Raw genomic sequence first — 16363 nt, 5'->3', positions numbered from 1 at the left:
CCAATTGAATCCTAGAGCCCACCCCTCGCTACGCTCGGCAAAGAAAGCGTATCCCTTCCAAGGGGCGATATCGCGCTCTGCTACGCGGATAACTTCGGCCGGGTTGGTTCGCCGTCTTCCGGCGCCGAACTAACCGAACCTGGGATGAGACCCTTGACCCCGGTAGTAGAGCTCCCGAGAATGGGCGCATATGGCTATCTACATGGTGTACGAAGATGCCCTGGCCCTCATGAAGCGGTTTACCCCCTCGGAGAGCCTGCAAAAGCACATGATGGCCGTCGAGACCGCCATGCGGGCCTACGCCAGAAAATATGGGCAGCCCGAGGAAAAGTGGGCCATTACTGGCATTCTCCACGACTTTGACTACGAGCGGTTCCCCGAGGAGCACCCCTACAAAGGGGTGGAGATGCTGCGCGAGATGGGCTACCCCGAGGACGTGCTCGAGGCCATCCTGGGTCACGTGGACAGCCCCCAGCACCCCCGCACCTCCCTGATGTCCAAGGCGCTTTTTGCCGTGGATGAGCTGGTGGGCCTGATTACGGCGGCGGTGTATGTGCGGCCCGACAAACGCATCCAGAGCCTCGAGCTGCCCAGCCTCAAAAAGAAATTCAAAGACAAAGCCTTTGCCGCTAAAGTGGATCGGGAGGGCATCGTGCGCGGCGCACAGGAGCTGGGGGTCGACCTCGACGAGCACATGGCCTTTGTGCTCGAGGCCATGAAAGCCGATGCTGCGCGGCTGGGACTGGGCTAATCTGGTGCACCTACCGCCTACAAGCAACCCGGCTCGAGGTAGGCTGGTGGGGTGAACCCCCTGCGCCACACCCTGGCGGCACTGGTTTTTCTGGCGCTGGCCTGGGGAAAGAGCTACAGCCTCGAACAGGTCGAGCAGGATGTGTATTTCCTACCCAGTGGGCTGGTGCGGGTGGTGGACGTGCGCACCTGGCGCTTTTCGGGCACCTTCCGGGAGGTCTTCCTGGAAATCGACCCCCGCCGAGGCGGGCAGGTGCGCTTCGAGGAGGCCCGCGCGCTGGACGGGGGCCCGCCCATCCAATACGCTGTGGAGGGCAACCGCATCAGCCTGACCGCAGGCCCCCCCGACCGATCGGGCAATCTACCGGTGCTGGCCGAAAACCAGAGCCGCACCTTCCAAATCAGCTATACCCTCAGCAACGAGATCGCCGTGGCCGCGGATGCGGCCCTCTTCGACCGGCAGGTGCTGGAGCCCGAACACGCCGCTGTGGGCACTTATCTACTACGACTACACGCCCCCAAGCCCGTGCCGGGGCTGTTCCGGGTGTTTATCTTTACCGGGAGAGGGCGCATAGGGACGCTCGAGTTCGACCCGGCCCGGCAGGTTGCCACCGTGCAACTGGCCCCGGTCAGCCAGAACGAGTTTGTGCGGGCCCGGGTCATCCTCGAGGCCGGGGCCTTTAACTTTCGCACCCTGAACGCGCCCCGGCTCGAGCAATGGCTGCAAGAAACCGAGGAGGAAACCCAAAGCTTTAGGGAGCGCTCCCGACAGCTGATCGACGGCCGGCCGACGCCCACCTGGGCCTGGGCCCTGGCCGTCGGGCCGCTGGTGCTGCCGGTTGTACTCTTTGGCCTGTTTCTGCGGGCCTATGCGCGCTTTGGCCGTGAACCCCGCACCGAGGAAGTGGGCCGTTACTACCGGGAACCCCCCGAAGAAATTCCGCCCGGCCTGGTGCCTTACGTGATGACCCAGACCGACCCCGGCCAGCGCATGCTGGGCCGGATGATCGCTGCCACCTTACTGGACTGGGCCCGGCGGGGTTCGGTGGAACTTATCCAGCACGAGAATCGAGGCTTGTTTGCTTGGTTCGGGGGCAGCGAGACCCACTTCCGGCTGGTCTCCCCACCGGAGCAGGCCAACCCCCTGGAAAGCGAGGTCTGGCACCTGCTCAGAACCGCCGCGGGCCCGGACGGCGTGCTTAAGCCCAGCGAACTCAAGCTATTTTTCCGGCAGCGCCCCAGCCTCCTAGCCAGCCTGAGCCGCCGCCCCAGGGCCGTTTACGAGGCCATCTACGGCCCGCTGCTCGATCCCAGGAGCGGCAAGGTCGCAGCTCAATGGGGGGGCTGGTTGGTGGGGCTGGGCTTTTTATGCTTCCTCCTCGCCCTTATCACCGGGCCTCACCTGCTGGAAGCCTGGAACGGGGCCTTGTGGGTTGGGGTGCTGATGCTAAACGGCGTGCTGGGGGGGCTGGGCCTTCTGGCGCTGGGCTTTCTGGCCTTTGGATCCCTGGCCCGCTGGATGCCGGACAAGCTGCTGAACGCCAAACGCTGGCAGGCCTACCGCAACTTCCTCGCCGACTTCTCCCAGATGGAAAGAGCCCCTGCCGAGCACTTCAAGATCTGGGATTATCACTTCGTGTACGCCGCGGCCCTGGGCGTGGCCGAGCGCTACCTGCGCAACCTGCGCCAGGTAGCCCAGCAACGACCCGAGATGGTAGCCCTGCCGCGCTGGATTCCAGGTAGGAGTTACGCAGTTGCCTCTCACCCCTCTACTCGGCTACCCTTTTCTGCAAAGCAAACAGGCCAAGAGGAGTTAGCTGCTATGAACCCCCCAAAGTGCACCGACCTGGACTATATCCACTTCCTCATCGCCGCCCAGAAGGTCTTCACCTGTACCGAAGCCGCCCGCTGCCAACCCGAGGAACCCAGCGCTCCCGCCCACGACGCCTTCACCCGCCTGCTCCAGCGACAGCCTCCCGACACGGAGGCGCTGTGGCAGGAGGCCAGGGCCGTGGTGGAGCCCACCCGGGGGCTTCTGATCCTGGACGACACCACCCTGGATAAACCCTATGCCCAGCGGATGGAGCTGGTGACCTACCACTGGAGCGGCAAGCACCAGCGGGTGGTCAAGGGGATCGCCCTCATGACCCTGCTGTGGACGGAGGGCCAGGCCCTCATCCCCTGCGACTTCAGGATTTATGACAAGCCCTGGGAAGGGAAGACCAAGAACGAGCACTTTATGGAGATGCTGCGGGTAGCCAAGGGACGGGGGTTTGCTCCAGCGTACGTGCTAATGGATAGCTGGTACGCTTCGCTGGAGAACCTGAAGGAGATTGCTCGCCTGGGCTGGCGCTTCCTCACGCGGCTGAAGGGGAACCGGCAGGTGAACCCGGATAGGGAGGGGCTTCGGCCGGTGAGCGAGGTGGAGATACCGCCGGAGGGGCGGGTGGTGCACCTGAGGGGTTTTGGTCTGGTCAGGGTGTTCCGGACGGTTTCGAAAGACGGGGACGCGGAGCACTGGGCGACCAACGACCTGGGGATGACTGAAGGTCGGCGGGGGGAGTTGGAGCGGGCAGGCTGGGGTATCGAGGTCTACCACCGGGGGCTCAAGGGGTGTTGCGGGGTGGAGCGGGCCCAGGTGAGAAAGAGGGCCTCTATCCTGGGCCACCTTCTTCTGTCCCTACGTGCTTTTCTGAGGCTGGAGGTGTACCGCTTGCGAACGGGGGTGAGTTGGTATGAGTCCAAGGCAAGTATTATCCGCGAGGCGATACGAAGTTACCTGGCCAATCCCATACACATCCTTCACCCAACTGCGTAAGTCCTATCCAGGGTCGAACCTGGGCCAAGTGAACACGGCGATGGCCTCGAGCGAGGTGCTACAGCAGATCAGCCGGATGACGGGGGGCCTCGAGCAGATCGCCCGCAACCTCGAGGGCCTCGAGCGGGCCCTCAGGCCCTCCTCAGGCGGCTCCGGTGGAGGCTTTGGGGGCAGCTCGGGGGGCGGTTCTTCTGGTGGTGGTGGTTCGAGCGGGGCTCGATAATGAAGCCTGGGGAGGAATAAGGTATGGAAATCCTGTTGATCCTGGTTCTGCTGGTGGCGGCTTTATTCGTCTTCTACTACAACCGCATCATCACCCTGGAAAATCGGGTGAACAATGCACTCTCGCAAGTAGATGTGCAGCTCAAACGGCGCAACGACCTGATTCCAAACCTGGTCAATACAGTCAAGGGGTACGCCGCCCACGAGACCGGGGTCTTCGATCGGGTCACCCAGGCCCGCGAGCGGATGCTATCGGCTGGAAGCATCGAGGAAAAATCGGCAGCCTCCAATCAACTTACCCAGGCCCTGCGTAGCGTATTTGCCATTGCCGAAGCCTACCCCGCGCTCAAGGCTGATGCCAACTTCCGGGAGTTGCAAGGGCAGCTCGAGGAAACCGAAAACAAGATCGCCTACGCCCGCCAGTTCTTCAACGACACCGTGCTGGACTTCAACAACACCGTCACCACCATTCCCGGCGTATTCGTCGCCCAGCTCATGGGCAAGAAACCCAAGCCCTTCTTCGAAGTCGACGAGGCCACCCGGCAAGTACCCGGTGTGAGTTTCTGATACCGGATTTGGTTAGTTCGGCTCAACCTGACCAAGGAACGCGCTCTAGGATTCAATAAAGATAGCCTCTGAATGTTTTTTGTTTGAAGATTATCTTTTTGAATCCGGTATTAAACCCCGCCTCGAGGGAGGCACTCTGTAAACCACCCCAGCCACGTTAGGGCTTCCCAAGGAAAGACCATGCAGACTCCGAATCCGGGCCGCTCTGTACAGGTCGGGCGCACAGCCCCCGGCGGCCAGACCCCTGGCGCCTGGGTTTTGGAGAATGTATCTGCTCCCAAGGCCTGCGCTGGAAGCAGACCCTTCAGGTCGTGCCAGGAACCCCCTACAGCGGCTGTCAGGGTACACGGAAAAAGCGTTCCCATCAAAGGTTTTACCGCAAAGGAGGTGAGTGGGTGTGGCCGCCTGGGGGCGGCCTGGGGGCAATCCCCTGTCGGTACTTGCCCAGGGGTTCTAGCGCCCCAGACCCCAATCGGATGAAGCTGGGTGCAAAGGCTCGAAACCAACTCCTCTCCCGCATCAGCGCCAACCCCGACGTTCTGCGTGGCAGGCCCCGCCTCAGGGGAACCCGCATCGCGGTTCACATGGTGCTGGAAGCCCTGGCCGCGCAGATGTCCATTGAAGAGGTGCTGTTGCAGTGGCCGGAACTTACCCGTCAGGATATCCAGGCGGCCTTGCTGTACGGGGCCCGTTCGACCAACTACGAGTGGATCGCCCTGCACGAAGAGTAATGCGAATTCTGCTGGACGAAAACATCCCCCAGCGGGTCTTGTGGTGGTTGATCGGCGAGGGCCACGAGGTGGTCACAGCCCGGGAGGTGGGCCTTACGGGGCGCTCCGATCAGATCTTGTACGACTACGCCGAGCGCCACAATTACGTGCTGGTCACGCTCGACCTGGACTTTTCCGACCCCGTGCGCTTTCCCCTGAGCTTTCCCCGCATCGTGCTGCGCCCCGGGGTGATCGACCCCGAGGTGATGCGGGAAAGCCTGCGCGATGTGTTTCGCCTGGGCTTTCCGCTCTGGGGCGAACTCTACGTGGTACAGCCGGAGGGCATCGCCCGGTATAGTGAGGAACTGTGAGGTGGGTGGAGTGTCCACGGGATTCCTGGCAGGGCTTTGCCCGGTTCATCCCGACCGAAGAAAAGGTGCGCTATCTGTTGGGGCTGCTCGAGGCCGGTTTTTTGAGCCTCGACCTCACCAGCTTTGTCTCACCTAAATGGGTGCCCCAGCACGCCGATGCCGAGGCGGTGCTGGCCGCCCTGCCCGCACCGCAAGGGCGGGAGTACCTGGCAATTATCGGCAACCTGAAGGGCCTCGAGCGGGCCCGGCAGGCCACCCACCTGACCACGGTAGGCTACCCTTTTTCCATCTGCGAGACCTTCCAGCGCAAAAACCTCAACCTGGGTATCGAGGAGTCCTGGCCGGTGCTGCAACAGCTCTTGGCCGAGGCCCAGGGGCTCAGGTTTGTGGTCTATCTCTCCATGGCCTTTGGCAACCCCTACGGCGATACCTGGACACCCGGCCTGACCGCGCAGTTTGTACAGCGCATGCGAACGCTACCCGGACTGAGCGGCATCGTGCTGGCCGATACCTACGGGGTGGCCTCGGCCCAGACCATCGCCCAGACCCTACAGGCCGTGGCTCGGGTGGGGGCGCTGGACGAGCGCCTGGGGCTGCACCTGCACAGCCGCCCGGAACACACCCTGGACAAGGTGCGGGTGGCCCTGGGGTTTGGGGTGGGCTGGCTCGAGGGGGCCCTGGGCGGGATTGGCGGCTGTCCTTTTGCCGGCGACGAGTTGGTGGGCAACCTGGCCACCGAGCAGGTCTTGCCCTATCTGGCCCAGCAAGGCCGGGCCACCGGGGTTGACCTGCATCGCTTAAGGGAACTCTCCAGCCGGGCCCTTGCGCTCAGAACCCAGTACGCCTAGCCCCGCCGCAGGCCCAGCAGCAAACCTGCCACAAAGGCCCCCCCGAAGGGCAGGTTGGTGGTGAGCACCTGCACCAAGGCATCCCAGGCGCCCTTGATCTGTTCCTGTTGCAGCAGAGGTTCCACATCGCGCTGGATGCGCGTCCAGTCGACGTTGATGTAACCCATCGAGGCCAGCACCTGCACCACCACAAAGATCAGGCCCAGGATGATAGCCACCCAGCGCCCCACGGTCTTGATGGCGTAGCCTACGGCAAAACCTGCCAGCCCCCCAAAGGTGAGCTGGCCGATGTACGGTTGTATCAGTTCCACGTTTCTATTGTGCCACGCTCAGGCTGAACAGAAGGGTCAGCCTTTTTTACGCATGGCCTCGAGCATGTCCCACTGTTCCTTGGTCACCGCGTCCAGCACGTTGAACTCCCCGGCGTTCCAGACCGTCTCGCCCCCGTCAATGGTAATAACGTCGCCGGTGATAAAACCGGCATAGTCCGAGATTAAGTACGCAGCCAGGTTGGCGAGCTCGATGTGCTGGCCCACCCGCCCCAGGGGAATCTTCTTCTCGAACATCTGGGCAATCTCTGGGGTGGGCATCAGGCGCGTCCAGGCCCCCTCGGTGGGGAAAGGCCCCGGGGCTATGGCGTTGAGGCGGATGCCGTACTTGCCCCACTCCGCGGCCAGCGATTTGGTCAGGGCCACCACCCCGGCCTTGGCGGTGGCCGAAGGCACCACATACCCCGAGCCGGTCTGGGCGTAGGTGGTGGCGATGTTGAGCATGGTGCCTTTATGTCCTCTGGCAATCCAGCGCTTACCCACCTCCAGGGTGCAGTACACCGTACCGTGCAGCACGATATTCAGAACCGCATCGAAGGCCCGGTAGGACAGCCGCTCGGTAGGCGATATAAAGTTGCCTGCGGCGTTGTTGATCAGCACATCGATCCGGCCAAAATGGGCCTCCACCGCGTCTATCATGGCCCGCACCGCCTCGGGGTCGCGCACATCCACCGGTGTAGCGAAAACCTCCCCGCCGGTTTGCTCCATCATCTCCTGGGCGGCCTGGGCAATGGTCTCGGCCCGGCGGCTGGTGATGGCTACCTTAGCCCCCAGCTCTAGAAAACGCGTACTCATCGAGCGGCCAAGGCCCGTACCGCCCCCTGTAACCAGCACCACCTTATCCTTTAGAAGCCCAGGTTCAAACATACACACCCCATCGGTTCACGAAAAGAATCCGCTCATCGGCCCAATTGTTGGGATAGGGCCCGCGCAGGCCGCTCTCAGGCCTGTGGGTACACTTCAAACACCCCGGCCGCCCCCATCCCACCGCCAATACACATGGTCACCATGCCCAGCCCGCCCCCGCGCTTGCCCAGCTCGTGGATGAGCTGGGTGGTGAGCTTGGCCCCAGTAGCGCCCAGGGGGTGCCCTAAAGCGATGGCCCCACCGTTGACGTTGACCTTTTCGGGATCCATCTGCAGCTCCCGCATCACCGCAAGCACCTGGGCTGCGAAAGCTTCGTTGAACTCGATGAGCTTAAGGTCATCGAGGGCAATGCCGGCTTTCGCCAGGGCTTTGGGCACGGCCTTGATGGGGCCTACGCCCATGATGTCCGGATCTACCCCGCCTGTAGCGAAAGAGATAAACCGGGCCAGCGGCTTCAGGCCCAGCTCCTTGGCTTTGTCCGCGCTCATCAACAGCACAGCCGCGGCCCCATCGGAGTAGGGGGAGGCATTACCGGCGGTCACAGTACCCCCTTCTTTGAAGGCGGGTTTGAGCTTGGCGAGGCGCTCGAGGCTGGTATCGGCACGGGGAAGCTCGTCTTTGGCGAACAGCACTTCCTCCACCTGCTTTTTGCTTCCTCTCCAGTGCACCTTTTTGACCGGTATGGGCACAATTTGCTCATCGAAAGCACCCCGGGCCTGGGCCTCCAGGGCTTTCTGGTGGCTCCGCAGGGCCCAGGCGTCCTGGTCGGCGCGGCTAATGCCCCAGCGCTCGGCCACCCGCTCGGCGGTGAAACCCATGCCGATGTAAGCCTCGGTCAGTTCGGGGTGGAGCTGGGTATGATACCCCGACATCGGCACCTGGCTCATCATCTCCACGCCCCCAGCCAGCACCACCTCGTTCATACCCGAGATGATGGCCTGGGCTGCATAGGCCACGCTTTGCAGGCCCGAGGAACAGAACCGGTTGATGGTTGCAGCCGAAACCTCTACGGGGAAGCCGGCCCGCAGCATGGAAAGCCGGGCCACGTTCAGGCCCTGGCTGGCCTCGGGCATCGCACACCCCCACTGAATGTCTTCGATGAGGGCCGGGTCTACACCAACCCTGGTCACTGCTGCCTTCATCACTTCGGCCGAGAGGTCGATGGGGTGTACGCTGGCCAAAGAACCATCGCTTTTGCCGCGCGCAACGGCGCTGCGAACCGCACTGACGATAACCGCTTCCTTCATGGCTGCTCCTTAAAAGTTATACTGAGTCAAAGTTTATGGCAAAGCGCTTCTGGCTTCAAGTCTGCCCAGCCAAACGTTGGGTTCTACGCGAATGGCTCCCTGCCCTCAAACGCGTTAGGATATCTGCGTGGCAGAGAAGCCTTCTACTTGGTCACAACTGCTCGTGGGTTATGGTGAAGACGCGCACCGCTTGGGTGAGGGGCGCGAGCTATGGCTGGGGGGTGTTCGCATCGAGAGCGACCGGGGTGCCATAGCGCATTCCGACGGGGATGTTCTGCTGCATGCCCTTTCCGATGCCCTGCTATCGGCCTTTGCGCTGGGTGATATCGGCAGTTATTTCCCCGACCACGACCCCAAGTGGAAGGGCCTGGAAAGCCGGGTGATCCTCGAGGTGGTCTTGCAAAAGGTGCGCGAGAGCGGCTACCGGCTCAGCCAGCTTTCGGCGGTGGTGACGCTCGACCGGCCCAAGCTGGGGCCGCACCGCACAGACATCCAGCAGCACCTGGCCCTGCTGACCGGCCTGCCCGAAAAGCGGGTGGGCCTCACCTTCAAAACCTCCGAGGGGCTGGCCCCCAACCACGTCCAGTGCCGGGTGGTGGTTTACCTCGAGCCCCTCCCCGATAAAAGCTAGCCTTCTTTATGCAGCACGGGCAGTTGCTCGATGTTCTTTCCTGGGCCGGTCTCCTGGCTTTTGGGGTCTCGGGCGCACTGGTGGCCGTACAAAAACGCTTCGATCTGGTGGGCATTATCGTGCTGACCGGGGTTACCGCCATTGGCGGGGGTGCCATCCGGGATGTGCTGGTGGGCTCCCTGCCCGCCGGCTCGCTTCGCAATGAGGCGGTGCTGTGGCTGGTGTTTGTGGTGGCCCTGGCGGTATGGCGCTTCAACCAGCGGCTGGGCCGGCTCGAGCGCCCCATCTACTACCTCGACACCATCGGCTTGGGGTTGTTTGCCGCGCTGGGGGCCGAGCGGGCTTTGGCATTTGGGCTCGGGTTTTGGGGCTGTGTGTTCGTGGGCACGGTCTCAGGGGTGGGGGGTGGGGTTCTGCGCGATGTGCTGGCTGGGGAGATTCCCGGCATCTTCTATCGCAACCGCGACCTGTACGCCTCGGCGGCCAGCGGGGGGGCTGCGGTGGTGTTTTTGATCTACACCTTCTTGCCCTCCTACGCGGCCCTGGCGGTGATCCTGGGGGCCCTGGTCACCATTGGGTTGCGGCTCTCGAGCCGCTGGCTCGGCCTGCGTCTTCCTACCCCGTGAGCAAGGTCTTATTTGCTTGCTTTAGCTGCCCTGGGGTGCTAGGCTACTTTAGGTTTGCCAAGCAGGAAACGCTCGGGTTTACCTGCAGGTGGCAAGCGCATAGGAGGCACCGTGGAAGATCACAGTTCTAGTCGAAGATTTTACCCGGTGTGCTCCCACACCGAGTAATCCTCGACAAACCGTGTACCCTGCGGAGCTTCCTTCCAAGATTCGGCTCTGGCCGAAAACCGAAGGAGGCCGCATATGTACGATGCTGAAACCTTGCTTGGGCTCGAGGCCCTCAAGAACGCTCTGCGCGAGAGCGATGCTTTCAAGGTCAAGGCAGCCCTGGAGGAGCTATACCCAGCGCAAATTCTGGAGCACTGGTCGGAGTTTGCCCCCGAACACCGTCTGCCCATCCTGACCCTGCTCTCCCCGGCCGAGGCAGCGGAGGTCTTCAGCCACCTCGAGGAGGCTGAGCAGGCCGAGCTGCTCGAGGCCCTGCCCCCCTGGCGGGTTAAGGAGCTGCTGGAGGAGCTGTCGCTGGACGACCTGGCCGACGCCATCAACGCGGTTGAGGAGGAAAACAGCCCCGAGGCCGCCGAGGCCCTTTTACGCCAGCTCGACCCCGAGACCCGGGCCGAAGTAGAAGAACTGGCCGAGTACGACGAGGACGAGGCCGGCGGCATCATGACCTCGGAGTACATCGCGGTGCGGGACTCCATGCGGGTGGAAGAGGTATTCCGCTTCTTGCGGCGCGAGGCCCCCGACGCGGAGCAAATTTACGTGATTTACGTGGTGGACGCCGAGGGGCACCTGCAAGGGGTGCTCACTTTACGCGATCTGATTGTGGCCGACCCCAAGACCCGCGTTGCGGAGATCATGAACCCCGACGTGATTTACGTGCGCGACGACACCGACCAGGAGGAAGTGGCCCGGCTGATGGCCGACTACAACTTCACGGTGCTGCCGGTGGTGGACGAAGATAAAAAACTGGTCGGGATTGTCACCATCGACGACGTGATTGATGTGATCGAGGAGGAGGCCACCGAGGATATCTACCGGCTGGGTGCGGTGGAGTCGCCCGAGCTGGTGTACAGCAAGTCGAGCGTTTTAAAGCTGTGGAGCGCCCGGGTGCGCTGGTTGATTATTTTGATCATCACCGGCAGCATTACCAGCACCATTCTGCAGGGCTTTGAGTCGGTGCTCGAGGCCGTCACCGCCCTGGCTTTTTACGTACCGGTGCTTGTGGGCACCGGGGGCAACACCGGCAACCAGTCCAGCACCCTGATCGTGCGGGCACTGGCCACCCGCGATGTGGCCCTGGGCGACTGGCTTCGCATCATGCGCAAAGAACTGGGGGTGGGTATGCTCCTGGGCCTGACCCTGGCCTGCCTGCTCAGCATCAAGGTTCTGATCGATGGACAGGTACAGCTGCTGTGGGTGGTGGGCCTCTCGCTGGGCCTGGTGGTGCTGCTGGCCAACGTGGTAGGGGCCATGCTGCCCCTGCTGCTACGCCGGCTGAAGCTCGACCCGGCCCTAATTTCCAACCCCCTGATCGCTACCGTCACCGACGTTACCGGTCTGGTGGTGTACCTGAGCGTAGCCCGCTGGCTATTGAACCTGTAATAACAAATGTAGCCACACGCTGGCCCCCCAGGTGCTCTTGCCAAGGCCCCAAGTCGGAAAAGCCCCTAGGGGTTGGGTTTGCTCAGCATGGATTACGATTCAAGGAACTTTCGACCCACACAACATGGAACCCTCGAGGCCCGGCGGAAGCCCTGGTTAAAACAACCAAAAACCGACAAAGATACTTGATTTATATTCTATAGCTTGCTAGCTTTGGGGGTGCACGGCCCCATGGCGGCCTGTGTCCGCTACGCCCATGGTCTACAGTCTGCCCAAACCCATTCCCAAGCCCTTGCTGGCGGTAGCGCTGCTGGTCGGCGCGGCGGTGCTGTTGCCGCTTTTGTACCTGGTACTGCGGGCGGCCCAGGCCGAACCTCATCAGCTCGTCGAGATTGTCCTGCGGGAGCGCAACCTGCAGCTCTTGGGCAACACCGTGGCGCTACTGGTAGGGGTGATCGCCCTCACCACCGCGCTGGCCCTGCCGCTGGCCTGGGTTACCAGCCGCACCGACCTATGGGGCAAGCGCTTCTGGACGGTTTTGTTGGTTCTGCCGCTGGCAGTGCCGGGGTATGTGGGGGTGTTTGGCTTTTTTGGCGCCACCGGGGCCGGTGGCTGGCTCGAACACCTTCTGGGCTTCCCCTGGCCCCGGCCCACCGGCTACCTGGGGGCCTTGGGGGTGCTGACCCTTTTCACCTACCCCTATCTGTTTTTGAACCTGCGGGCCGCCCTTCTGGGGCTGGACGCGAGCCTCGAGGAGTCGGCCCGTAGCCTGGGCTACAGGGGCCTCGAGGTCTTCTGGCGGGTGGTGCTGCCCCAGCTCAGGCCCGCCCTGTTTGCCGGCTGGCTTCTGATTGGCCTGCACGTGCTGGGCGACTTTGGGGTGGTCAGCCTGGTGCGTTTCGAGACCTTCAGTTATGCCATTTACCTGCAGTACTCGGCCTCCTTTGACCGGATCTATGCGGCCTGGCTCTCGCTGATGCTAATTCTGCTCACCGGGAGCCTGCTCTGGCTCGAGGCCCGTCTGCTCAAAAACCTCTCCCTGAGCCGGGTGGGGCTGGGCAGCGCGCGCAAATCCCAGCCGGTGCGTCTGGGGGTCTGGCGGCTGCCCTCGCTGGGCCTGATGGCGCTGCCCATCGTAGGAGCCCTGGTGGTGCCCCTCACCTCCATCGTGTACTGGCTGGCCCAGTACCCCAGCAGCCCCCACAGCCGCAGTTTTGAGGCCGTTCTGGAAGCCCTGCGCAACTCCGTGCAGGCCGCGGCACCGGCCGCGTTTTTGGCAGCCTTTCTGGCGCTGCCGCTGGCCTACCTGGGGGTGCGCTACCCCAGCCGGCTCTCGAGGCTCCTGGAGCGCGCCGCCTACATCGGCTACGCCACCCCCCCACTGGCTTTTGCCCTGGCCCTGATCTTCTTCAGCCTGCGCGGGGTGCCCTTTCTCTATCAAACCCTGGCCTTGCTGATCCTGGCCTATGCGCTGCACTTCCTGGCCGAGGCCATCGGCCCCATCCGCAGCGCGCTCTACCAGGCCCCGCCCCGGCTCGAGGAGGCCGCCCGCAGCCTGGGCTACAACCCCTTGCAGGCTTTCCTTAGGGCCACCTTTCCCCTGCTGCGGCGGGGCCTGCTGGCCAGCATGGCCCTGGTCTTCTTGTCAGCGGTCAAGGAACTGCCCCTCACCTTCTTGCTAGCCCCGGTGGGCTACTCCACGCTCTCGACCCGCATCTGGGGCTACACTTCAGAAGCGATGTTTGCAGAGGCCGCCCCCTATGCCCTGCTGATCGTACTATTCTCGGCTGGACTGGTGGGCCTGCTGCTTTCCCAGGAACGACAATGAACACCCAACACGCCGAACGACCCACCACCCCCATCCAGGCCCACACCCCCATCCTGCGGGTGCAGGGCCTGAGCAAACGCTTCCACCCCAGCCTACCCCCTGTGGTAGAAAACGTGGGTTTTACAGTAGAGCAGGGCGAGGTGTTTGCCCTGCTGGGCCCCTCGGGTTGTGGTAAGACCACCACCCTGCGGCTTATTGCCGGTTTCGAGCAGCCGGACAGCGGCCAGATCTGGCTGGAAGGGCGGGAAATTACCAGGCTGCCCCCAGAGGAGCGGGGCATCGGCTTTGTCTTTCAGGACTACGCCCTGTTTCCGCACCTGAGCGTGTTTGAGAACGTGGCCTTTGGTCTGCGCCGTCTGCGGGGTAAAGCGCGACAGGCCCGTGTCCTGGAGGTGCTGGGGCTGGTGGGCCTGACCGTCTTCAAAGACCGCAAGCCCGGCGAGCTTTCCGGGGGTCAGCAGCAGCGCGTGGCCCTGGCCCGGGCCATCGCCCCCGGCCCCAAGCTGGTGCTGCTCGACGAGCCCTTTAGCAGTCTGGATGCTGCTTTACGCCAGTCCACCCGCGACGAGGTGCGGGCGCTTTTGAAGCAGGCCGGCATCGGGGCCATCCTGGTCACCCACGACCAGGAGGAGGCCCTTTCCTTCGCCGACCGGCTGGCGGTCATGCGCAGCGGGCAGCTCGAGCAGATCGGCACCCCCGAGGAGGTGTACCACCACCCCCGCACCCCCTTTGTGGCCCAGTTTTTAGGCCGCACCAACCTGATTCCCGGTGAAGCCCGGGGCCTCGAGGCCGAGACCCCGCTGGGGCGCCTGCTGCTTTCGGAGGAGGCCCAGGGCGCGGTGCTGCTCTCCCTGCGGCCCGAGGGGTTGGGCCTGGCCATGCCGTTGGGGCATCTGGGCATTGATGGCAAGCAGCTCGAGGGCACCGTGCTGGCTCGAGAGTTCAAGGGCCACGACATGACCTACCGCGTCCAGCTCGGCAACCGTGAGCTCATCGTACAGGAAAGCCCCGAAAGCCCCTTCCGCCCCGGCGACAAGGTACGGGTGCTGGTGCGGGCCAGGGCCGTGGTGGTGGGGCGGGGCCGGTAGAACATCCCTGAAGCCTTGCCGATACAATATCAATCGCCTTGGAAGACCTCGAGCTATCCACACCAACCAACCACAGGCGCATCCTGCTCACCCTCGAGTACGACGGCAGCGGTTTCGCCGGCCTGCAAACCCAGGCCCAGGGCGAGCGTACCGTGCAGCAAGAGCTCGAGGCGGCCCTTAGCAAAATCCCTGGGGCCAGGCCCAAGATCTGGCCCTGCGGCCGCACCGATGCCGGGGTGCACGCCCTGGCCATGCCGGTGCATTACGACACCCTGGATAACATCCCCACAGAGAAAATCCCCCACGCCCTCAATACCCTCCTGCCCCCCGATATCCGGGCCCTTGCCGCAGAGGAGGTTCCGCTGGATTTCCATGCCCGCAAAAGCTGCCACTGGCGCGAGTACCGCTACCGCATCCTGCAGCGCCGCATGCCCCCGGCCTTGGACCGTCACCGGGTCTGGTGGATTCCGCACTCGCTGAATCTAATCCCTATGCGGCACGCCCTGGAGTACCTGGTAGGCACCCACGACTTCCGGGCTTTTGCTGTGAAGGAGGAGCGCTCCACGGTACGCGAGATCTACCGCGCCCACCTCGAGGTCTGGCCCACCGAAGGCGGGCGGGAGATCTGGCTGGAGTTCGTGGGTTCGGGCTTTTTGCGCGGCCAGGTGCGCAGCATGGTGGGCACCCTGGTAGAGATTGGGCTGGGCAAACGGGAATCGAGCAGCATCCAGGCCCTGCTCGCAAACGGCGCACGCAAGGACGCCGGCCCCACCGCCCCCGCCCAGGGCCTGTACTTCGTGCGGGCCGGCTACCAACCCTACCGCCAGTAGAGCTGCCCATAGACCCGTACGGCCTCCACCGGGGCCCTGGACAGGTCTACCCCCAGCCGCAGCCGATCGTTCCAGCTATAGGCAACCCCCACCAGCAGCTTGCGCGGCTCCTGTAACCAGGCTCCAAGGCGATCCTCGGGCAGATAGGGGCTGTTCTCGCCTAAGTAGTCCCACACCGGGTTCCACCACAAGAGCCCTTCCAACCGGCTTTTATCCAGGGCTTCCACCCAGGCCTGGGTCTCGGCCTCGCAGGGACATTGCAGCACAAAAGCCAGCGCCTGGCCCAAGAAGAGCGGCAGGGAAAAGGTACTCCAAAAACCCCGATCCCACTGCCAGAAGAGCCCCACCTCCCGGCCCTGCAGCCCCAGCCGGGGAATGAGGCGAATGGAGGGCTCGGGTAGCTGCACAACTTCCACAAAAGCACCCACCTGGAAGATATCCACCCTGCCCCCCACAAAACCCTGTCCCCCCGCCAGCCCCGCATGGGGTAAGTAGGCCAGCTCGAGGCCCAGCCAGGGTAGCTCGGTGGGGTTGTAACGGGCGAACAACCCCCAGCGCCCGTCCCGCCCCATCAGGGTATCGTCCCAGGGGCCGCTGTAATCACGGCGCTTGCCCAGGCTCAGCCCGAACGCACCCCAGTCCCGCTCAATAAAAGCCTCGAGGAGGCCCCACTGCAGCACTGCCTCGTACCACAGGCCAAACTCGGCCTGGTAGCGCACACCCGCCTGCTGGGTCTGGGCTTGCAGACGCGCTCCCAGCGCCCAGCCTATCCCGCTGGATCCCGGGGGGCTCGAGTAGACCAGCCCCCCCTGCAGCAGTCCAGCGGGCCGGAGGCAAATCACCTTTTCTTCTGGAATCAAGCAGTCCCAGGAAACCTGGAACACGCCCTCCTCCTGGGCAAAAGCCAACGGGAGCAAGGCCCACAAAGCAATAGCCAGAGCACGCATTCCCCTACAATACCGCTCTTCCGGTCAAAACCCAGGCCAAACACCCGCACACAAAAAATCGGTAGGGCCGGTTTAC

General features: G+C 63.4%; 17 protein-coding genes and 1 pseudogene. 14 read left to right on the top strand and 4 right to left on the bottom strand.

Translation table 11 applies throughout. The annotated features are described in order from the left end of the window. Nucleotides 1–190 precede the first annotated feature (190 nt). The 8 genes and pseudogenes from MTAI_RS04120 (at nucleotide 191) to MTAI_RS04085 (ending at nucleotide 6286) form a co-directional block, all read left to right on the top strand. Nucleotides 191–751: an HD domain-containing protein gene (locus MTAI_RS04120; RefSeq protein ID WP_027887099.1), complete on the top strand. Its 561-nt coding sequence runs from the start codon at nucleotides 191–193 to the stop codon at nucleotides 749–751. 51 nt (nucleotides 752–802) lie between these two features. Beyond that, nucleotides 803–2422 (top strand): annotated as a pseudogene (locus MTAI_RS04115) (DUF2207 family protein); the annotation flags it as partial. 150 nt (nucleotides 2423–2572) lie between these two features. Then, nucleotides 2573–3568: an IS701 family transposase gene (locus MTAI_RS04110; RefSeq protein WP_187388538.1), complete on the top strand. Its 996-nt coding sequence runs from the start codon at nucleotides 2573–2575 to the stop codon at nucleotides 3566–3568. A gap of 28 nt (nucleotides 3569–3596) precedes the next feature. Further along, complete coding sequence (locus MTAI_RS04105; RefSeq protein WP_245453132.1) at nucleotides 3597–3791, top strand: hypothetical protein; 195 nt, start codon at nucleotides 3597–3599, stop codon at nucleotides 3789–3791. A gap of 23 nt (nucleotides 3792–3814) precedes the next feature. Then, on the top strand, nucleotides 3815–4357 hold the full coding sequence (locus tag MTAI_RS04100) for a LemA family protein (RefSeq protein ID WP_027887097.1): 543 nt from the start codon (nucleotides 3815–3817) through the stop codon (nucleotides 4355–4357). 476 nt (nucleotides 4358–4833) lie between these two features. After that, entirely contained in the window at nucleotides 4834–5088 is a 255-nt protein-coding gene (locus MTAI_RS04095) for a DUF433 domain-containing protein (RefSeq protein WP_027887096.1), read from the top strand. Further along, nucleotides 5088–5438: a DUF5615 family PIN-like protein gene (locus MTAI_RS04090; protein WP_027887095.1), complete on the top strand. Its 351-nt coding sequence runs from the start codon at nucleotides 5088–5090 to the stop codon at nucleotides 5436–5438. The genes MTAI_RS04095 and MTAI_RS04090 overlap by 1 nt, the downstream gene beginning before the upstream one ends. Continuing rightward, nucleotides 5435–6286, top strand: a complete 852-nt coding sequence (locus tag MTAI_RS04085) for a hydroxymethylglutaryl-CoA lyase (RefSeq protein WP_027887094.1) — start codon at nucleotides 5435–5437, stop codon at nucleotides 6284–6286. Before MTAI_RS04090 ends, MTAI_RS04085 begins: the two co-directional genes overlap by 4 nt. Here the strand turns inward: MTAI_RS04085 and MTAI_RS04080 are convergent. The 3 genes from MTAI_RS04080 to MTAI_RS04070 all read right to left on the bottom strand — a co-directional run bounded on the left by MTAI_RS04080 (nucleotide 6283) and on the right by MTAI_RS04070 (nucleotide 8729). Further along, complete coding sequence (locus MTAI_RS04080) at nucleotides 6283–6597, bottom strand: FUN14 domain-containing protein (RefSeq protein WP_027887093.1); 315 nt, start codon at nucleotides 6595–6597, stop codon at nucleotides 6283–6285. The genes MTAI_RS04085 and MTAI_RS04080 overlap by 4 nt on opposite strands. A gap of 36 nt (nucleotides 6598–6633) precedes the next feature. Beyond that, entirely contained in the window at nucleotides 6634–7482 is an 849-nt protein-coding gene (locus MTAI_RS04075; RefSeq protein ID WP_027887092.1) for an SDR family oxidoreductase, read from the bottom strand. Nucleotides 7483–7556: 74 nt separating this feature from the next. Beyond that, the gene (locus MTAI_RS04070; protein ID WP_027887091.1) at nucleotides 7557–8729 is read right to left on the bottom strand and encodes a thiolase family protein; all 1173 of its coding nucleotides are present in this window, start codon (nucleotides 8727–8729) and stop codon (nucleotides 7557–7559) included. Between the two features lie 157 nt (nucleotides 8730–8886). Between MTAI_RS04070 and ispF the strand changes: the two genes are divergently transcribed. The 6 genes from ispF to truA all read left to right on the top strand — a co-directional run bounded on the left by ispF (nucleotide 8887) and on the right by truA (nucleotide 15340). Continuing rightward, nucleotides 8887–9360 carry a 2-C-methyl-D-erythritol 2,4-cyclodiphosphate synthase gene (gene ispF, locus MTAI_RS04065; RefSeq protein ID WP_027887090.1) on the top strand — a complete coding sequence of 158 codons (474 nt, stop codon included), beginning with the start codon at nucleotides 8887–8889 and terminating at the stop codon, nucleotides 9358–9360. A gap of 8 nt (nucleotides 9361–9368) precedes the next feature. Next, entirely contained in the window at nucleotides 9369–9986 is a 618-nt protein-coding gene (locus MTAI_RS04060) for a trimeric intracellular cation channel family protein (RefSeq protein ID WP_081698356.1), read from the top strand. Between the two features lie 243 nt (nucleotides 9987–10229). Continuing rightward, complete coding sequence (gene mgtE / locus MTAI_RS04055) at nucleotides 10230–11594, top strand: magnesium transporter (protein WP_027887088.1); 1365 nt, start codon at nucleotides 10230–10232, stop codon at nucleotides 11592–11594. 256 nt (nucleotides 11595–11850) lie between these two features. Beyond that, nucleotides 11851–13422 carry an ABC transporter permease gene (locus tag MTAI_RS04050; RefSeq protein ID WP_027887087.1) on the top strand — a complete coding sequence of 524 codons (1572 nt, stop codon included), beginning with the start codon at nucleotides 11851–11853 and terminating at the stop codon, nucleotides 13420–13422. Beyond that, nucleotides 13419–14510 (top strand): ABC transporter ATP-binding protein, encoded by a 1092-nt coding sequence (locus MTAI_RS04045; RefSeq protein WP_051349800.1) that lies wholly within the window; start codon nucleotides 13419–13421, stop codon nucleotides 14508–14510. The genes MTAI_RS04050 and MTAI_RS04045 overlap by 4 nt, the downstream gene beginning before the upstream one ends. A gap of 38 nt (nucleotides 14511–14548) precedes the next feature. Beyond that, entirely contained in the window at nucleotides 14549–15340 is a 792-nt protein-coding gene (gene truA / locus MTAI_RS04040) for a tRNA pseudouridine(38-40) synthase TruA (protein WP_036196887.1), read from the top strand. Here the strand turns inward: truA and MTAI_RS04035 are convergent. Beyond that, nucleotides 15328–16287: a hypothetical protein gene (locus tag MTAI_RS04035; RefSeq protein WP_027887084.1), complete on the bottom strand. Its 960-nt coding sequence runs from the start codon at nucleotides 16285–16287 to the stop codon at nucleotides 15328–15330. The two genes, truA and MTAI_RS04035, sit on opposite strands and share 13 nt — an antisense overlap. Nucleotides 16288–16363: the final 76 nt, after the last annotated feature.

The organism is Meiothermus taiwanensis WR-220, from assembly GCF_003568585.1.
GTDB classification, from domain to species: domain Bacteria; phylum Deinococcota; class Deinococci; order Deinococcales; family Thermaceae; genus Meiothermus; species Meiothermus taiwanensis.
The sequence above is the reverse complement of the archived record's forward strand: the minus strand, read 5'-3'. Positions and strand labels throughout refer to the sequence as shown.